11 protein-coding genes are annotated in these 16945 nt (G+C 71.8%); 3 read left to right on the top strand and 8 right to left on the bottom strand.

The annotated features are described in order from the left end of the window. Window positions 1-15: 15 nt before the first annotated feature. The 7 genes from PS467_RS28945 to PS467_RS28915 form a co-directional block, all read right to left on the bottom strand. Window positions 16-717 (bottom strand): TetR/AcrR family transcriptional regulator, encoded by a 702-nt coding sequence (locus tag PS467_RS28945; protein WP_311037690.1) that lies wholly within the window; start codon window positions 715-717, stop codon window positions 16-18. Window positions 718-993: 276 nt separating this feature from the next. After that, window positions 994-2595, bottom strand: coding sequence for a phosphoglycerate dehydrogenase (gene serA / locus PS467_RS28940; RefSeq protein WP_268974598.1), 1602 nt, complete (start codon window positions 2593-2595; stop codon window positions 994-996). Window positions 2596-2867: 272 nt separating this feature from the next. Next, window positions 2868-3866 (bottom strand): ketol-acid reductoisomerase, encoded by a 999-nt coding sequence (ilvC, locus tag PS467_RS28935; protein WP_268974597.1) that lies wholly within the window; start codon window positions 3864-3866, stop codon window positions 2868-2870. Between the two features lie 126 nt (window positions 3867-3992). Further along, a complete protein-coding gene (gene ilvN / locus PS467_RS28930) occupies window positions 3993-4517 on the bottom strand; it encodes an acetolactate synthase small subunit (protein WP_030823522.1) in 525 nt (174 codons plus the stop codon). 33 nt (window positions 4518-4550) lie between these two features. Next, on the bottom strand, window positions 4551-6401 hold the full coding sequence (locus PS467_RS28925) for an acetolactate synthase large subunit (protein ID WP_268974596.1): 1851 nt from the start codon (window positions 6399-6401) through the stop codon (window positions 4551-4553). Between the two features lie 230 nt (window positions 6402-6631). Then, a complete protein-coding gene (locus PS467_RS28920) occupies window positions 6632-9565 on the bottom strand; it encodes a putative bifunctional diguanylate cyclase/phosphodiesterase (protein ID WP_311037689.1) in 2934 nt (977 codons plus the stop codon). A 346-nt stretch (window positions 9566-9911) separates the two neighbouring features. Next, a complete protein-coding gene (locus PS467_RS28915; protein ID WP_311037688.1) occupies window positions 9912-10910 on the bottom strand; it encodes a 2-hydroxyacid dehydrogenase in 999 nt (332 codons plus the stop codon). A 76-nt stretch (window positions 10911-10986) separates the two neighbouring features. On the opposite strand from PS467_RS28915, the gene PS467_RS28910 reads away from it, so the two are divergent. The 3 genes from PS467_RS28910 to PS467_RS28900 all read left to right on the top strand — a co-directional run bounded on the left by PS467_RS28910 (window position 10987) and on the right by PS467_RS28900 (window position 13650). Further along, window positions 10987-11985, top strand: a complete 999-nt coding sequence (locus tag PS467_RS28910) for an aldo/keto reductase (RefSeq protein WP_311037687.1) — start codon at window positions 10987-10989, stop codon at window positions 11983-11985. A gap of 201 nt (window positions 11986-12186) precedes the next feature. Beyond that, a complete protein-coding gene (locus PS467_RS28905; protein WP_311037686.1) occupies window positions 12187-13359 on the top strand; it encodes a PQQ-dependent sugar dehydrogenase in 1173 nt (390 codons plus the stop codon). A 123-nt stretch (window positions 13360-13482) separates the two neighbouring features. After that, window positions 13483-13650: a DUF6191 domain-containing protein gene (locus PS467_RS28900; protein WP_268974591.1), complete on the top strand. Its 168-nt coding sequence runs from the start codon at window positions 13483-13485 to the stop codon at window positions 13648-13650. Between the two features lie 108 nt (window positions 13651-13758). Here the strand turns inward: PS467_RS28900 and PS467_RS28895 are convergent, their stop codons facing one another. Further along, entirely contained in the window at window positions 13759-16893 is a 3135-nt protein-coding gene (locus PS467_RS28895; RefSeq protein ID WP_311037685.1) for a helix-turn-helix transcriptional regulator, read from the bottom strand. Window positions 16894-16945: the final 52 nt, after the last annotated feature.

Here is a 16945-nt window from a genome sequence, read left to right as displayed (position 1 = left end):
GGGCGGAGAGGGAGGTCAGTCGTCGTCGGCCTGGGCGTCGTACGCCTCGCCGATCATTTGCTCCCGGAAGCGCTTGAACGCCACGGCGTCGACGGCCGGGCCGCCGAGCTCAGTGGTGGGCCGTGGGGAGCCGGTGGGGCGCAGGCCGTCGATGTAGACGTCCAGCTGGCGGTGGGCGAGGGCGTCGTCGGCGGAGAACCGGCCGCCACCGGGCAGCGGCCGCGACAGCCGGACGATCATCAGCGTGATGTCGCCCAAGACCACATCGAGCCGGATCCGCCCCTGGGCCTGGGCGCGGACGAGCAGCGCCTCGACCGGGTCGACGGCGTCGCCCGGGACGCCGTCGAGGATGTCGTCGACGGTGAAACGGCCCAGCAGCGAGGGCATCACCGAGCCGATCTTGAGGTCGAGGGCGGCGTGCATGAAGCGGCGCAGCGCCAGGTAAGGATCGTGCTCCTCGGCGGCGGCTCGGTGCGCGGCCTCGCCCAGCGCGGTCAGGACCTCGACGGCGACCCCTCGGTGCAGATCGGCGCGGCGCGGAAACCGGCGGTAGAGGGTGGCGATGCCGACCCCGGCGCGCCGGGCTATCTCGTCCAGCGGGGCGTCCGGCCCCCGATCGGCGAAGACCTCGCGGGCGGCGCGCAGGATCTGCTCCCGGTTGCGCCGCGCGTCGGCGCGCATGGGAGCCGAGGAGTCGGCGTCGGTGTCTGCGGACACGGGGCTCTCCTGACAGCGCATAGGACAGCTATATGGAGAAATTTTCTCCATATAGCTCTGAGCGTAGCGAGCCGGCGCGCTTTATTCAACACCCGATGAAATAGTCTCCGAGCCCCCTCGGCAGGGCTGTCGCCTCGGCATACAAAGACCTGGGCCCGGCCTCCCGCCGAAGCGGGGGGCCGGGCCCAGGTGGGTGACTGCCTACGCGGCTCGGACCAGTCTCAGACCGGATCAGACCGGATCAGACCGGGTCTCGGACCAGTCTCGGACCGGATCTCAGACCAGATTGACCGAACGGGCCGAGGTGGCGCCGATCTCCTCGGCGATCTCGGTGAGCACGGGCTGCGGAATCGTGTCGTCCACGGTGAGCGCCACCAGCGCGGCACCGCCCGCGACCGCCCGCGAGACCTGCATGCCCGCGATGTTGATCCCCGCCTCGCCCAGGATGCGGCCGAGCGTGCCGACCACACCGGGGCGGTCGGTGTAGCGGAGGAAGGCCATGTGGTCGGCGAGCGCCAGATCCACGTCGTACTCGCCGACCGCGACGATCTTCTGCTGGTGCTTGGGGCCGGCCAGCGTGCCGGAGATCGAGACCTCCTCGCCGTCCGCGAGGGTGCCGCGCACGGTCACCACATTGCGGTGCTCGGTCGACTCCGAGCTGGTGGTGAGCCGCACCTCGACACCGCGCTCCTGCGCGAACAGCGGGGCGTTCACATACGACACGGTCTCGTCGACGATGTCCTCGAAGACGCCCTTGAGCGCCGACAGCTCCAGCACCTTGACGTCGTGCTGGGTGATCTCGCCGTACACCTCGACGTCGAGGCGGACCGCGACCTCGCCCGCGAGCGCGGTGAAGATCCGCCCCAGCTTCTCGGCCAGCGGCAGCCCGGGGCGCACGTCCTCGGCGATGACACCGCCCTGGACGTTCACCGCGTCCGGGACCAGCTCGCCGGCCAGCGCCAGCCGCACCGAGCGGGCGACCGCGATACCCGCCTTCTCCTGGGCCTCACCGGTGGAGGCGCCCAGGTGCGGGGTGACCACCACATTGTCGAACTCGAACAGCGGGGAGTCGGTACACGGCTCCTTGGAGAAGACGTCCAGCCCGGCCCCGGCCACCCGGCCCTCCTTGAGGGCGGCGGCCAGCGCCTGCTCGTCCACGATCCCGCCGCGCGCGGCGTTGACGATCCGGACCTCCGGCTTGACCTTGTGCAGCGCCTCGTCGCCGATCAGGCCGACCGTCTCGGGGGTCTTGGGGAGGTGGACCGTGATGAAGTCGGAGACCTGGAGCAGCTCGTCCAGCGAGAGCAGCTTCACGCCCATCTGCGCGGCCCGCGCGGGCTGCACATACGGGTCGTACGCGACGACCTTCATGCCGAACGCGGACATCCGCTGAGCCACCAGGACGCCGATGCGGCCGAGGCCGACGACGCCGAGGGTCTTCTCGCTCAGCTCCACACCGGTGTACTTGCTGCGCTTCCACTCGCCGTTCTTCAGCGCGGCATTGGCCTGCGGGATGTTACGGGCCGTGGCCACCAGCAGACCGCAGGCGAGCTCGGCGGCGGTGACGATGTTGGACGTCGGCGCGTTGACGACCATGACACCCGCCTTGGTGGCGGCCGAAACGTCCACATTGTCCAGGCCGACGCCCGCGCGAGCGACCACCTTCAGCTTCTTCGCCGCGGCGATGGCCTCGGCGTCGACCTTGGTCGCGCTGCGGACGAGGATCGCGTCCACATCGGCGATGGCGGGAAGCAGCTCGGCTCGGTCCGCGCCGTTGCAGTTCCGGATCTCGAAATCCGGGCCCAGGGCATCGACCGTCGCCGGAGAGAGCTCTTCGGCGATGAGTACGACGGGTTTACCAGTGGAAGCAGTGCTCACGTGGTCTTCAGTCCTCACTAGTCCTCAGCGGACGGCCGTCCCGACGGCCGCTGGCGGTGAAGGGGTCAGCCGCGTGGAAGACGCACGACGCTGTGAGCCTGACGCGCTTGCTGTTGATGAGTGTAGTGGCGTTCGGGCCTGCGTCATGCGCCGATGCGGCGGGATCACCCGCACGTGGTGGTGCGCGATGGACAAAGCGCGAACCGGGTGCGGTGGGGGTTCGTGGAACCCCCACCGCACCCGGGGCGCGGCCGCCGCGCCGCCAGGCGCGCTTACGCCTCCTCGTCGACCCAGCTCATGAGCTTGCGCAGCTCCTTGCCGGTGGTCTCCAGCAGGTGGTTCTCGTCGGCCTTCTTCAGCTCGTTGTACTTCGGCAGGCCGGCGTTGTACTCCGCCATCCAGTTCTTGGCGAAGGTGCCGTCCTGGATCTCACCGAGGATCTTCTTCATCTCGGCCTTGGTGGAGTCGTTGATGATCCGCGGACCGGAGATGTAGTCGCCCCACTCGGCGGTCTCGGAGATCGACCAGCGCATCTTCTCCAGGCCGCCCTCGTACATCAGGTCCACGATCAGCTTGAGCTCGTGGAGGCACTCGAAGTACGCGATCTCCGGCTGGTAACCGGCCTCGACCAGGGTCTCGAACCCGGCCTTGACCAGCGCCGCGGTGCCGCCGCACAGGACCGCCTGCTCACCGAAGAGGTCGGTCTCGGTCTCCTCGGTGAAGGTGGTCTTGATGACGCCGGCGCGGGTGCCGCCGATGCCCTTGGCGTACGACAGGGCCAGCGGGAAGGCGTTGCCGCTGGCGTCCTGCTCGACGGCCGCGATGCACGGCACGCCGCGGCCCTCCTCGTACTGGCGGCGCACCAGGTGGCCCGGCCCCTTGGGGGCGACCATGCAGACGTCCACGTTGGCCGGGGGCTTGATGAAGTCGAAACGGATGTTGAGGCCGTGCCCGAAGAACAGCGCGTCGCCGTCCTTCAGGTTGTCCTTCACGGACTCCTCGTAGACCTTGGCCTGGATCGGGTCCGGGACCAGGATCATGATCACGTCGGCCTCGGCGGACGCCTCGGCCGGGGTGACCACGCGCAGGCCCTGCTCCTCGGCCTTCGCCTTGGACTTGGAGCCCTCGTGCAGACCGACCCGGACGTCGACGCCCGAGTCGCGCAGCGACAGCGCGTGGGCGTGCCCCTGGCTGCCGTAGCCAAGGATGGCGACCTTGCGGCCCTGGATGATGGACAGGTCGGCGTCGTCGTCGTAGAACAGCTCGGCCACTTCGGGAACTCCTCGTGTGTGGGTTGTGCGTCCCACCGTATGACGGGCGGGCGGGTGAAGGTTTCGGGGTCTCGCCATACGGTCCGGCGCGGGCTCCCGCGCCGGACCGCCCTCTGGTCGGGAGGGTCAGGCGGACCGGTCGAGCGCGCGCAGGCTCCGGTCGGTGATGGAGCGGGCACCGCGCCCTATGGCGATGGTGCCGGACTGGACCAGCTCCTTGATGCCGTACGGTTCCAGCATCCTGAGCATGGCCTCGAGCTTGTCGCTGCTGCCGGTGGCCTCGATGGTCACGGCCTCCGGGGAGACGTCCACGGTCTTGGCGCGGAACAGCTGGACGATCTCGACGATCTGGGAGCGGGTCTCGTTGTCGGCGCGGACCTTGGCCAGGACCAGCTCCCGCTGGATCGCCTGGCCGTCCTCCAGCTCGACGATCTTCAGGACGTTGACGAGCTTGTTGAGCTGCTTGGTGACCTGCTCCAGCGGCAGCTCCTCGACATTCACCACGATGGTGATGCGGGAGATGTCGGGGTGCTCGGTGACGCCGACGGCCAGCGAGTCGATGTTGAAACCGCGGCGGGAGAACAGGGCGGCGATCCGGGCGAGGATGCCGGGGGTGTTCTCCACCAGGACGGAGAGCGTGTGCTTGGACATGGGCTCGGTCTCTCTTCTCTCTCGGTCCTGGCCTCAGTCGTCTTCGCCGTCGCCGAAGTCCGGGCGGGTGTCGCGCGCCGCCAGGATCTCGTCGTTGGAGGTGCCGGCCGCGACCATCGGCCAGACCATGGCGTCCTCGTGGACGATGAAGTCCACGACCACCGGGCGGTCGTTGATCGCGTTGGCCTTCTCGATCACGGCGTCGAGCTCGGACGGGTCCTCGCAGCGCAGCCCGACGCAGCCCATGGCCTCCGCGAGCTTCACGAAGTCGGGGACGCGGGTGCCCGCGTTCGGCTGCCCGACCGCGTCGGGGCCCGAGTGCAGCACGGTGTTGGAGTAGCGCTGGTTGTAGAAGAGGGTCTGCCACTGGCGGACCATGCCCAGCGCGCCGTTGTTGATGATCGCGACCTTGATCGGGATGTTGTTCAGCGCGCAGGTGACCAGCTCCTGGTTGGTCATCTGGAAGCAGCCGTCACCGTCGATGGCCCAGACCGTACGGTCGCCGACGCCCGCCTTGGCGCCCATGGCGGCCGGGACGGCGTAGCCCATGGTGCCGGCGCCGCCGGAGTTCAGCCAGGTCGCGGGGGTGTCGTAGTCGATGAAGTGGGCGGCCCACATCTGGTGCTGGCCGACGCCCGCGGTGAAGATCGTGTCCTCCGGCGCCAGCTGCCCGATCCGCTGGATGACCTGCTGCGGGGAGAGGCTGCCGTCGGCGGGCTGGTCGAAGCCCAGCGGGTAGGTCTCCCGCCACCGGTTCAGGTCCTCCCACCAGCCGGTGTAGTCACCGGTGCGGCCCGCGTCGTGTTCGGCCTGGACGGCGACGACCAGGTCCGCGAGGACCTCGCGGGCGTCCCCGACGATCGGCACGTCGGCGGCCCGGTTCTTGCCGATCTCGGCCGGGTCGATGTCCGCGTGGATGATCTTGGCGTGCGGGGCGAAGGAGTCGAGCTTGCCGGTGACGCGGTCGTCGAAGCGGGCGCCGAGCGCCACGATCAGGTCGGACTTCTGGAGGGCGGTGACCGCGGCGACGGTGCCGTGCATGCCCGGCATGCCCAGGTGGAGGTGGTGGGTGTCGGGGAAGGCACCCAGCGCCATCAGGGTGGTGGTGACCGGCGCGCCGGTCAGCTCGGCCAGGACCTTCAGCTCGGCGGTGGCCTGGGCCTTGATCACGCCGCCGCCGACGTACAGCACCGGGCGCTCGGCCTGGGTGATCAGGCGGGCGGCCTCGCGGATCTGCTTGGCGTGCGGCTTGGTGACCGGGCGGTAGCCCGGCAGATCGGTCTGCGGCGGCCAGGAGAAGGTGGTCTGCGCCTGCAGCAGGTCCTTGGGGATGTCGACCAGGACCGGGCCGGGGCGGCCGGTGGAGGCGATGTGGAACGCCTCGGCGATCGTGCGCGGGATGTCCTCGGCCTTGGTGACCAGGAAGTTGTGCTTGGTGATCGGCATGGTGATGCCGCAGATGTCCGCCTCCTGGAAGGCGTCCGTGCCGATGGCCTTGGAGGCCACCTGGCCGGTGATCGCGACCATCGGGACCGAGTCCATGTTGGCGTCGGCGATGGGGGTGACCAGGTTGGTGGCTCCGGGGCCCGAGGTCGCCATGCAGACGCCGACCTTGCCGGTGGCCTGGGCGTAGCCGGTGGCGGCGTGGCCCGCGCCCTGCTCATGGCGGACGAGCACGTGCCGGACCTTCGAGGAGTCGATCATCGGGTCGTAGGCGGGGAGGATCGTGCCGCCGGGGATACCGAAGACGGTGTCGGCACCCACTTCCTCGAGCGAGCGGATGAGGGACTGAGCGCCCGTGACGTGCTCGACCGGGGCGGACTGCGGTCCGCCGCTACGGGGCCGAGGCTGGGGATGATGGGACCCGGAGGCCTGCTCGGTCATCGGCAATCTCTTCTCGAAGATGAGGTTCTGTGCGGGAGGGAGAGGGCGGTGCGGGACGGTGCACCAAGTGCCAGTGCAACAAAAAACCCCTCGTGCCGTTAGGCAAGCGAGGGGAGCGCGCCGGTGAGGGTCCGCAGGGTTTCAAGGAACCCTGCTCAGCCGACGCGCTGTCCAAGTACGAGAATTCGGGTGCGCATGGCTCCGACCCTCCCCCCGGCGCATATCGGGTGTCAAGTGGGTGGGACGGGCGTCTCAGTATTTGAGCGGGTCGGCGGGTGGGTGTGCGGTTCCGTACGGCGCGGCCCATGGGAGCCGCCGTAGCCCCCGTGGCCACCATGTCCGCCGTGGCCACCGTGCCGGAGCGGCAGGACGCCGCCGCCGACCAGCAGCGGGGGCTCCGAGCGCGGCACCGGATAGCCGCCGCGCAGCAGCGCCCGGCGCAGCCGGTGCTCATCGAGCGGTCCGCTGAAGGCCGCCCCCTGGGCGTGGGTGCATCCCATACCGCGCAGGGTGACGATCTGCTCGGGCAACTCCACCCCCTCGGCGATGGACTGCATCCCGAGGTCGCCGGCGATCCTCAGCAGCCCTGCGGTGATCTTGTGGAGCCGTGAGGACTCGACCACGCCCTCGACCAGCCCGGGGTCCAGTTTCAGTACGTCGATGGGGAGCCTGCGCAGCGCCCTGATCGCGGCATAGCCGCTGCCGAAGCCGTCGAGGGCGATCCGCACCCCCAGGCGGCGCAGCGCGCCGAGGCGGTGCTCGAGCTCGTCGAGCGGCACGCGTGGATCGCTGTCGGTCAGCTCCAGGATCAGCGCGCTGGACGGCAGCCCATGGCGGGTCAGCAGAGCCTCCACGGCCTTGGGCGGCATCGACTTGTCCACCAGCCGGCTCGCGGGGAGCCGTACGCAGACCGGCACGAGGTGGCCGTCGCGGCGCCGCTGGGCGGCCTGCTCCACGGCCGCCTCCAGCATCCAGCGGGCCAGCTCGGCGGTGCGGGTCGTGTCCTCGCCGCCGCCACGGCCGTTGTCGGCGACCCGGAGGAACTCGGCGGGGGTGAACAGGATGCCCTGGGCCGAGCGCCAGCGGGCCTGCGCCGCGACCGCGGTGATCCGGCCGCTGGTCAGCTCGACGACGGGCTGGTGCAGCAGGACGAACTCCCCGTCGTGCAGGGCGGCGCGCAGTCTGGTGGCGACCTCGGCCCGGCGCGCCACCTCGGCCTGCATCTGCGGCGCGTACAGCTCGACGCGGTTCTTGCCCGCGGCCTTGGCGCGGTACATCGCCAGATCGGCGTTGCGCATCAGGGCGCCGGGGCTGGTCCCGGGCTCGGCGAAGGCGACGCCGATGCTGGCGGCCACGCGGACCTCGGTGCCGCCCTCGACCCGGTAGGGCTGGGAGAGCCGGACCCGCAGCCGGTCGGCGATCTCCATGATGCGCCGCTCGCGCGCGCCCTCGTCCCCCGCGCCGTCGCCGACGATGAGGGCGGCGAACTCGTCGCCCCCGAGCCGGGCCGCGCAGTCGCCGGACCCGGACCGGACGGACTCCTGGAGCCGGCGGGCGGCCTGCACCAGCAGTTCGTCACCGGCGTGGTGGCCGACGGTGTCGTTGACCGCCTTGAAGCCGTCGAGGTCGATGAAGAGCACGGCGGTGCCCGCGTCCGTACGGCGGCGGCCGGCGACCGCGTGCCGGACCCGCCGGGTGAACAGCGCGCGGTTGGGCAGATCGGTGAGCGGGTCGTGCTCGGCGTTGTGCTGCAACTGGGCCTGGAGCCGGACCCGCTCGGTGACATCGCGGCTGTTGAAGATCAGCCCGCCGTGGTGGCGGTTGATCGTCGACTCCACGTTGAGCCAGTCGCCGGAGCCGGAGCGGAAGCGGCATTCGATGCGGGTGGTGGGCTCCTCGCCCGGTGAGGCGGCCAGGAACCGGCGCACCTCGTGCACCACCGATCCGAGGTCCTCGGGGTGGATGAGGGAGGCCAGCTCGGAGCCCTCCAGCTCGTCCGCGTCACGGCCGTAGACCCCGGAGGCGGCCGGGCTGACGTAGCGCAGGATCCCGGTGGGCGCGGCGATCATGATCACATCGCTGGAGCTCTGCACCAGGGAGCGGAAGTGGTTCTCCTTCTGGGCCAGTTCCTGGGTGAGCCGGATGTTGTCCATCAGCATGATCGCCTGCCGGACGACGAGCGCGAGCACGACCGCGCAGGCGGTGAGGAGCACCACCCCGTCGATCGGCCGGCCGTCCATCACGTTGAACAGGACCCCCAGGGTGCAGACGGCGGCGGCGAGATAGGGCGCGAGTGCGGCGAGCGAGCCGGCGATGGGGACGCTCTGCTGGGCGGAGCGGCGCGCCGGCGGCGGGTTCTGGGCGGCCTCGCGGCGGGCCACCCACGGGGCGTACGCCAGCAGCGCGGACCCGGCGAACCACCCGGCGTCGAGTATCTGCCCGGAGCGGTAGTGCTCGCGCAGCAGCGGCGAGGTGAACAGCGCGTCGCACAGCACGGTGAGCGCGAAGGCGGCGATCGCGGTGTTGATCGCGGAGCGGTTGGCCGACGAGCGCCGGAAGTGCAGCACGATCACCATGCTGACGAGCACGATGTCCAGCAGCGGATAGGCGAGCGCCAGGGCCCGGCGGGCCACGGAGGCGCCGTCCCCGCCGAACTGCCCGGTGTGGGCGAGGGCGAGGCTCCAGGAGAGCGTGACCAGCGATCCGGCGATCAGCCAGGCGTCCAGGCACAGACAGATCCACCGGGCCCGGCTCGTCGGACGCTTGGCGAGCACCAGCATCCCGACGATGGCGGGCGGGGCGAAGAGCAGGAAGCAGAAGTCGGCGGCCGAGGGGGTCGGCACGGGGCGGCCGAGCACCACCTCGTACCAGCCCCATACGGCGTTCCCCAGCGCGGCCATGGCCGAGGAGACCGCGAACAGCAGCCACGCCGGGCGCAGCCGCCCGGCATGCCGCCGGCCGTGCCACAGACAGGACGCCGCGGCGGCGAACGCGACGGCGCTCAGCCCGAAGTCGCCCATGAACAGGGCCAGCCGGGACGAGCCCCAGCCCAGGGCCGCGCCCGCCGCGTAGCCGCCGCAGGCCAGGACGAGGACCACTTGCGGCAACAGCCCCGCGCCGCCGGAGACCGACGACCGGGCGAGCACCGCTCCGGAGGCGCTCACCGGACTGCCATCCACTGCGTGGCGGACCACTGACGCCTCGGGAACCCCGGGAGCGCTATCCCCGAGGGCCTCATCGAGTCGGAGATCCGCGCGGCTGCGCGGAAGTGTCGCGGTTGACGCCTGAGCTGCGTCGGGTTGTCGGTCCATCGGCCACACATCGCCCGTCGCCCCCCTCGAGTTCCGGTCCATCGCTGACGCCGTCAGGTCAGTGGCGCAGCCCCCGCTCGGGACGATACACCAGACTGGTCACTCAGGGACATAGGCCATCTACGCACCGTAACCGACTACGCCGTTGTATATACGGAGTGAAGTCAATCGGTGCCTGTATGTGGTGCCAGAGGCATGTCTACCCCGTGGTGGCGACGAGATGTTCCAGCGACTCACCGCGCGCGAAGCGGTTCAGCTGGTCCCGCAAGAGCCGCTTGGCACGCGGGAGGAACGCCGACGAGGGGCCGCCCACATGCGGGGTGATGAGCACTCCTGGAGCGTGCCACAGCGGATGCCCGGCGGGCAGTGGTTCGGGGTCGGTCACATCGAGCGCGGCCCGCAGCCGACCCGACTCCACCTCGCTGAGCAGGGCCTTGGTGTCCACCACCGCGCCACGCGCGACGTTCACCAGCAGTGCCCCGTCCTTCATCCGGGACAGGAAGTCCGCCCCGGCCAGACCGCGGGTGGCCTCGGTGAGCGGTGTGACCAGCACCACCACATCGGCTTCCGGAAGCAGTCGGGGCAGTTCGTCGATCGGATGCACCGGGCCGCGCTCGGTCGTGCGCGGGGAGCGCGCGACGCGCGCCACCCGCTCGCACTCAAATGGCACAAGCCGGTCCTCGATGGCGCTGCCGATGGCCCCGTAGCCGACGATCAGTACCGACTTGTCGGCGAGCGCGGGACGGAAGCCGGAGCGCCACTCCCCGGCGTCCTGGTTCCGGACGAAGTCGGGGATGCCGCGCAGCGAGGCCAGGATGAGGGTGAGGGCGAGCTCGGCGGTGCTCGCGTCGTGCACCCCGCGCGCGTTGCACAGCCGCACCCCGGGCGCGAGATCCGCCAGCGCGGGCTTGATGTGGTCTATTCCGGCGGTGAGGGTCTGCACCACCCGCAGGTTGGTCATGGCGGCCAGCGGGCGGGTGCACACCTCCGGCTTCTTCATGTAGGGGACGCAGTAGAACGCGCAGCGCGCCGGGTCGGTGGGGAAGTCGGGACCGCCGTCCCAGTGGGCGTATTCGAGGGTGTCGGGCAGGCCGTCGATCTCCTCGGGCGGGATCGGCAGCCACACCAGGTCACGCGCCTCGGACGAACCGTGCGTCGCGTCCTGGCGCCGGAGCGTATCGCTGTGGTCTGCACTCATGCCAGGAGGCTATGCGATCACCCAGCGTTGGCAGAGGTTAGTTTGGGGTCCGAGGGAACGGGAGGGGTCAGGCCAGGTGGAGCGCAGGAGACTCGGAGCGGCGGCGCTCGAAGTGGGTGCGATCGGCCTTGGATGCATGCCGATGAGCTGGGCGTACACCGCTTCGCAGCGCAGCGGCGAGCACTCGGAGCGCGCCGTGCACGCCGCGCTCGACTCGGGCGCGAGCCTGCTGGACACCGCCGACATGTACGGCCCCTTCACCAATGAGCTGCTGGTGGGGCGGGTGCTCAAGGAGCGACGGGCGGACGCCTTCGTATCCACCAAATGCGGACTGCTGGTGGGTGAGCAGCACATCGTGGCCAACGGGCGGCCCGGCTATGTGAAACGGGCCTGCGACGCCTCGCTGCGCCGGCTCCAGACCGATGTGATCGACCTCTACCAGCTCCACCGGGCCGACCCGGAGGTGCCGATAGAGGAGACCTGGGGCGCGATGGCGGAGCTGGTCGCGGCCGGGAAGGTGCGGGCGCTGGGACTGTGCGCCGTGGGGGCACGGGCGCAGCGGCGGGCGGGCGCCGGGATGCACGACGCCACGGTGCGCCAGCTGGAGCGGGTCCAACAGGTCTTCCCGGTCAGCTGTGTGCAGGCGGAGCTGTCGGTGTGGTCGCCCGAGGCGCTGGAGGCGCTGGTGCCGTGGTGCGCCTCGCGCGGGGTCGGCTTCCTGGCGGCGATGCCGCTCGGCAACGGCTTCCTGAGCGGGACGCTGACCCCCGGGCAGGGCTTCGAACCGGACGACATGCGGGCCCGGCATCCGCGGTTCACGGCGGAGATGATGGCCGCGAACCAGCCGATCGTGGCCGGTCTGCGGCGGGTCGCCCAGCGGCACGGGGACACGGTGACCCCGGCGCAGGTGGCCTTGGCCTGGCTGCTGGCGCAGGGGCCGCATGTGGTGCCGGTGCCGGGGACGAAGCGGGCGCGGTGGGCGGCGGAGAACTGCGCGGCGGCCGATGTGCTGCTGTCGCACGAGGACCTCGCGGAGATCGCGGAACTGCCGACGGCACTGGGGTCGTGGGACTGAGGCCGCGGGGCCGGGGCTGAGGGGCTGGGGCCGAGGGGCCGGGAGGCCGGGGCCGTGGAGCGGATCGTGGCGCTGGGGGCCGGGGGCGGGGAAGGTGGCCGGTCCGGGCTCGGTCCGGGGACGGGAACCCGGTGCGGGGCAGCGGTGTATAAGAATCAGTGCCGTGCCGCGGCACACGTGTTCATGGAGAGGAATCCGACCGTGCGACGTCCTCGCGTCACCTCTGTTCTCGCCGCTGCCGCCGTCTTGCTCGTGGCCGGCTGCTCGTCCGACGGCGACAGCATCACCAGACCGGTCGGCCGGACCTCCACACCCGCGAAGTCGGGAAGCGAAAGGTCCGACGCGGGCACGCCCTCGCCGACGGAGTCCGCGGCGCCCGCGAAGGGCTCGGTGAAGGTGGTGCGCACCCTCACCACGAAGCTCGACTCCCCCTGGGGGCTCGCGGCGCTGCCCGGCGGGGATCTGCTGGTCTCCTCGCGTGACACCGGGAAGATCTTCAAGGTCTCGGCGGACACGGGCAAGAAGACCGAGGTGGGCTCCGTCCCGGGGGTCTCCGCCGCCGGTGAGGGCGGGCTGCTGGGGCTGGCGGTCTCCTCCGACTTCGGCGCGGACCATATGATCTACGCGTACTTCACCACCGATTCGGACAACCGCATCGCCCGGATGATGTACGACGACAGGCGTCCCGCGGGCGATCAGCTGGGCGCCCCGGACACGGTCTTCAAGGGCATCCCCAAGGGCACGATCCACAACGGCGGCCGGATCGCCTTCGGCCCGGACAAGATGCTCTACGCGGGCACGGGAGAGAGCGGTGACCGCGGGCTCGCCCAGGACACGGACTCCTTGGGCGGCAAGATCCTGCGGATGACCCCGGACGGCGAGCCCGCGCCCCGCAATCCGGACGCCGAGTCGGCCGTCTACTCCTGGGGGCACCGCAATGTGCAGGGCCTGGCCTGGGACGAGGACAAGCGGCTGTGGGCCTCCGAGTTCGGCCAGGACACCTGGGACGAGCTCAATCTGATCGAACCGGGCAAGAACTACGGCTGGCCGAAGGCCGAGGGCAAGGCCGGTGAGAAGAGCTTCGTCGACCCGGTCGAGCAGTGGAAGCCCAAGGACGCGTCGCCGAGCGGAATCGCCTTCGCCGAGGGCTCGATCTGGATGGCGGGGCTGCGCGGTGAGCGGCTGTGGCGCATCCCGCTGAAGGGCGACAAGCCGGCGGCGAAGCCGCAGTCGTTCCTGGACGGGAAGTACGGGCGGCTGCGCAGCGTGGTGGCGGCGGACGACGGGGGGCTGTGGCTGACGACGAGCAACACCGACGGACGTGGGAAGCCGGGTGGGCAAGACGACCGCATCCTGCGGCTGGAGGTCCGCTGAGGAGGCCGAAGGGCGAGCGAACCGGCCAATCGTGGCGCCGAGTTCGCCGGACATGTCGCGGCGTGCCCGTTCTGTGAAGAGTCTGCCTACACTGGCGGCAGTCGCACGCCTACGGGGGTCGTCATGTTCAACCTCATCGAGGAACTGTTCGCGCCCAGCCGCAAGCACACCGAGGAAGAGCGCAACCGGCTGGAGTTCACGCTGGACGAGACGGGCAGCAACGACCCGGGGAAGGGCCCCATAGACCTCGACTCCGGCCGGGTGGTGATCCGGCCCCGCGAAGGCGGCTGACCCGAGGAGCTGCCGGCGCTCGCACAGCGCGCGCACCTACCTAGCGCGACCCGTCCGTCCCAGGCGGCCCGTCCGTCCCGGGCGGCCTGTCCGTCCTCGGGTGAGCGGTCAGCGTGCCGTCGCGCCGTCGGTCAGGCCGTCGACCAGCCGTAGCCGGTGGGCCACGGCCGCCGCCTCGCCCCGGCCCGAGACGCCCAGTTTGGCCAGGATGTTGGAGACGTGCACGCTCGCCGTCTTGGGGGAGATGAACAGCTTCTCGGCGATCTGGCGATTGCTGCGCCCCGCGGCGACCAGCCGCAGCACGTCCCGCTCCCGGGGCGTCAGCCCCAGCTGCTCGGCCGGATCGGCGGGTTCGGCGGCGGGGGCCGGGGAGCCCGCCGCGGAGCCCAGGGCCGAGGGCAGCGCGGGGGTGCCTGCCGTGGGCGCGTCGAGCGCGGCGCGGCTCGCGGCGGAGGCCAGGGGCAGCCGGGCGCGCCGGGCCAGCAGCTCGATCTCCTCGCGCAGCGGGCGGGCGCCCAGCCGCTCGGTCACGGCATGCGCCTGGGCGAGCAGTTCGGCGGCGTGTTCGCGATCGGCCTGGGCCGTGGCCGTGGCGCCCCGGCCCGGGGCGAGCAGCGCCTCCGCCCAGCGGTGGCGGGCGCGGGCCAGCGGATACGGGCAGTCCAGCGCCGCGAAGGCATCCGTGGCCTCGGCCCAGAGGTCGGGCCGGTCCCGTCCCTCGGCGCGCTCCAGTTCGGCCTGGAGCATCGCCGCGTAGGCGCGCCATACCGGCACCGGCTGCGACACCCGCTTCGCGGCGGCGCGGATGCGGGCCAGCACCTCGCCCCGGCCCGGCTCCGCGGTGGGCAGTCCGCGGGCGGCCGACTCGGCGGCGGTGGCCGCGTACAGCAGCGGCCAGGCGTAGCGCTGCGTCCCGGGCGGGAAGCCGGCCTCCACGACCTGGTCCAGCACGGCCCGTACATCCAGGATCCGGCCGCGCGCCGCCGCGAGTTCGATGGTGTGCCCCGCGACCTGGAGGGTGTACTGCGGTTCGGTGTTGTGGGCGCCGTAGTGCTCGCGGGCGGCGGCCAGCTCGCGCTCCGCCGTGTCCCATTCGCCGCGGGCCAGTGCGAGCTGGGCGAGCCGGCTGGCGGCGGTGCCGCGCGGCTTGGTGCCGAGGGCCAGCCGCCGGGTCTTCAGGGCCGCCGCCTCCGCCTCGTCCCAGCGGCCCAGGGCGAACAGTGACTCGGCCAGATTCCCGTACACCCAGGACCGGGAGTCCACCAGACCGACGCGGTCCAGGATCAGGGCGCCCTCCTCGGCGGTCTCCACCGCCTCGGCCGACCGGCCGACCCCCTCCAGCGCCGAGGCCAGATTGACGTAGCACCGGCCCAGGACGCTGATGTCGCCGAGCGCCACGGCCTGGGCGCACACCTCGCGCATCTCGGCCAGTCCGTGGTCGGGGTCGCCGGAGTCCGCGGTGAAGTAGGCCAGCGTCAGCCGGGCGTTCAGCTCCGTGCTCTCGGCGCCCACCATCCGGGCCAGTTCCACCGCCCGTTCGGCGGCGGCCAGTCCCTCCGGGCCGGGCCGGTGGGTCATCGTCCAGCCCGCCACCTGCGCCATGACCTCGGCGTGCACGGGGGACGGCGGCAGTCCCCGCACCAGCTCCTGGGCGCGGCTCAGCTCCGCCCAGCCGTCGCCCCGCGCCAGGCCCGTCATCAGCCCGGATCGCTGGGTCCAGAACCAGGCGGCCCGCAGCGGGTCGTCACCGCTTCTGTGCAGGGCCCGCAGCGCCCGCTTGCTGACGGCCAGCGCCCGCTCCCGCTGCCCGGACAGCCGCGCGGCCACCACCACCTCGGCCAGCAGATCGAGCCGGCGCAGCGCCTGGTCCGCACAGCCGCAGGCGGGGTACGCCTCCGCGTGGTCCAGGGGGCGCTGCGCCTCCCGTATCTCCTCGGGGGCGTCCTCCCACAGCTCCATGGCCCGCTCCAGCAGCCGCAGCTGCTCCGCGTGGGCGTACCGCCGCCGTGCCTCGACGGACGCCCTGAGCACGGCGGGGAGGGCCTTGGCGGGGTCCCGCGCGTGGTACCAGTAACTGGCCAGCCGGGCGGCCCGCTCGTCGGCCCGCACCAGCACGGGCTCGGCCTCCAGGGCCTCGGCGAAGCGGCGATTGATCCGGAAGCGCTCACCGGGCAGCAGATCGTCCACCACGGCCTCGCGCACCAGCGAGTGCCGGAAGCGGTAGCCGCTGTCATCGGCCGTGGGGCGCAGGATGTTGGCGCCCACGGCCGAGCGCAGGGCGTCGATCAGCTCGTCCTCGCCGAGCCGGGCGACCGCGCGCAGCAGTGCGTACTCCACGGAGGAGCCGCCCTCGGCGAGGATCCGCACCACCCGCTGGGCCTCCTCGGGCAGCGCCTCGACCCGCACCAGCAGCAGATCGCGCAGCGATTCGCTGAGCCCGGTGCCGCAGCCCTCGTTGAGGGAGCGGGCGATCTCCTCGACGAAGAAGGCGTTGCCGTCGCTGCGCTCGAAGATCCGGTCGACCAGGTCGCGCTCGGGCTCGGCCCCGTTGATCCCGGCTAGCTGGGCGTGCACCTCGCCCCGGGTGAAGCGGCGGAGCTCGATGCGCCGCACCTCGCGCATCCGGTCCACCTCGGCGAGGAAGGGGCGCAGCGGATGGCGGCGGTGGATGTCGTCGGAGCGGTAGGTGGCCACGACCAGCAGCCGGGCGCTGAGCAGCGAGCGGAAGAGATAGCCGAGGAGTTCGCGGGTGGAGCGGTCGGCCCAGTGCAGATCCTCGATGGCGACGACGAGGGTGCGCTCCGCGGCCAGCCGCTCCAGCAGCCGGACGGTGAGCTCGAACAGCCGGGCCCGGCCGTCCCCGTCGTGGGACGCGCGGGCGGTCTCGCCCAACTCGGGGAGCAGCCGCGCCAGTTCGCCCTCCTGCCCGGCGGCGGCCCCGTCCAGCTCGGGGCCGAGCGTACGGCGCAGTGAGCGCAGCACGGTGGACACGGGCGCGAACGGCAGCCCGTCGGCGCCGATTTCCACGCAGCCGCCGACCGCCGCGACGGCCCCTTCGGCCACGGCCGAGGCCAGGAACTCGTCGACGAGCCGGGTCTTGCCGACCCCCGCCTCCCCGCCCACCAGCAGCACCTGGGGCTCGCCCGCGGTGGCGCGGGCGAGCGCGTCCCTGAGGGTGGCCAACTCCTCGGCGCGGCCGACGAACACCGGGCTGACAGACGTGGTGTGCACGTCGACGAGCATCGCACAGGGCCCCGCCCCGGCTGCACCGGCTTTTCGGGCCCCGGCGTCCCCG

Source organism: Streptomyces luomodiensis, from assembly GCF_031679605.1.
GTDB lineage: Bacteria > Actinomycetota > Actinomycetes > Streptomycetales > Streptomycetaceae > Streptomyces > Streptomyces luomodiensis.
The sequence above is the reverse complement of the archived record's forward strand: the minus strand, read 5'-3'. Positions and strand labels throughout refer to the sequence as shown.

Bases quoted from the DNA above. Each gene is read 5' to 3' on its own strand.
- ilvN (WP_030823522.1), bottom strand. From the start codon at position 4,517: ATGTCCAAGCACACGCTCTCCGTCCTGGTGGAGAACACCCCCGGCATC.
- PS467_RS28925 (WP_268974596.1), bottom strand. From the start codon at position 6,401: ATGACCGAGCAGGCCTCCGGGTCCCATCATCCCCAGCCTCGGCCCCGT.
- PS467_RS28915 (WP_311037688.1), bottom strand. From the start codon at position 10,910: ATGAGTGCAGACCACAGCGATACGCTCCGGCGCCAGGACGCGACGCAC.
- PS467_RS28900 (WP_268974591.1), top strand. From the start codon at position 13,483: ATGTTCAACCTCATCGAGGAACTGTTCGCGCCCAGCCGCAAGCACACC.
- PS467_RS28895 (WP_311037685.1), bottom strand. From the start codon at position 16,893: ATGCTCGTCGACGTGCACACCACGTCTGTCAGCCCGGTGTTCGTCGGC.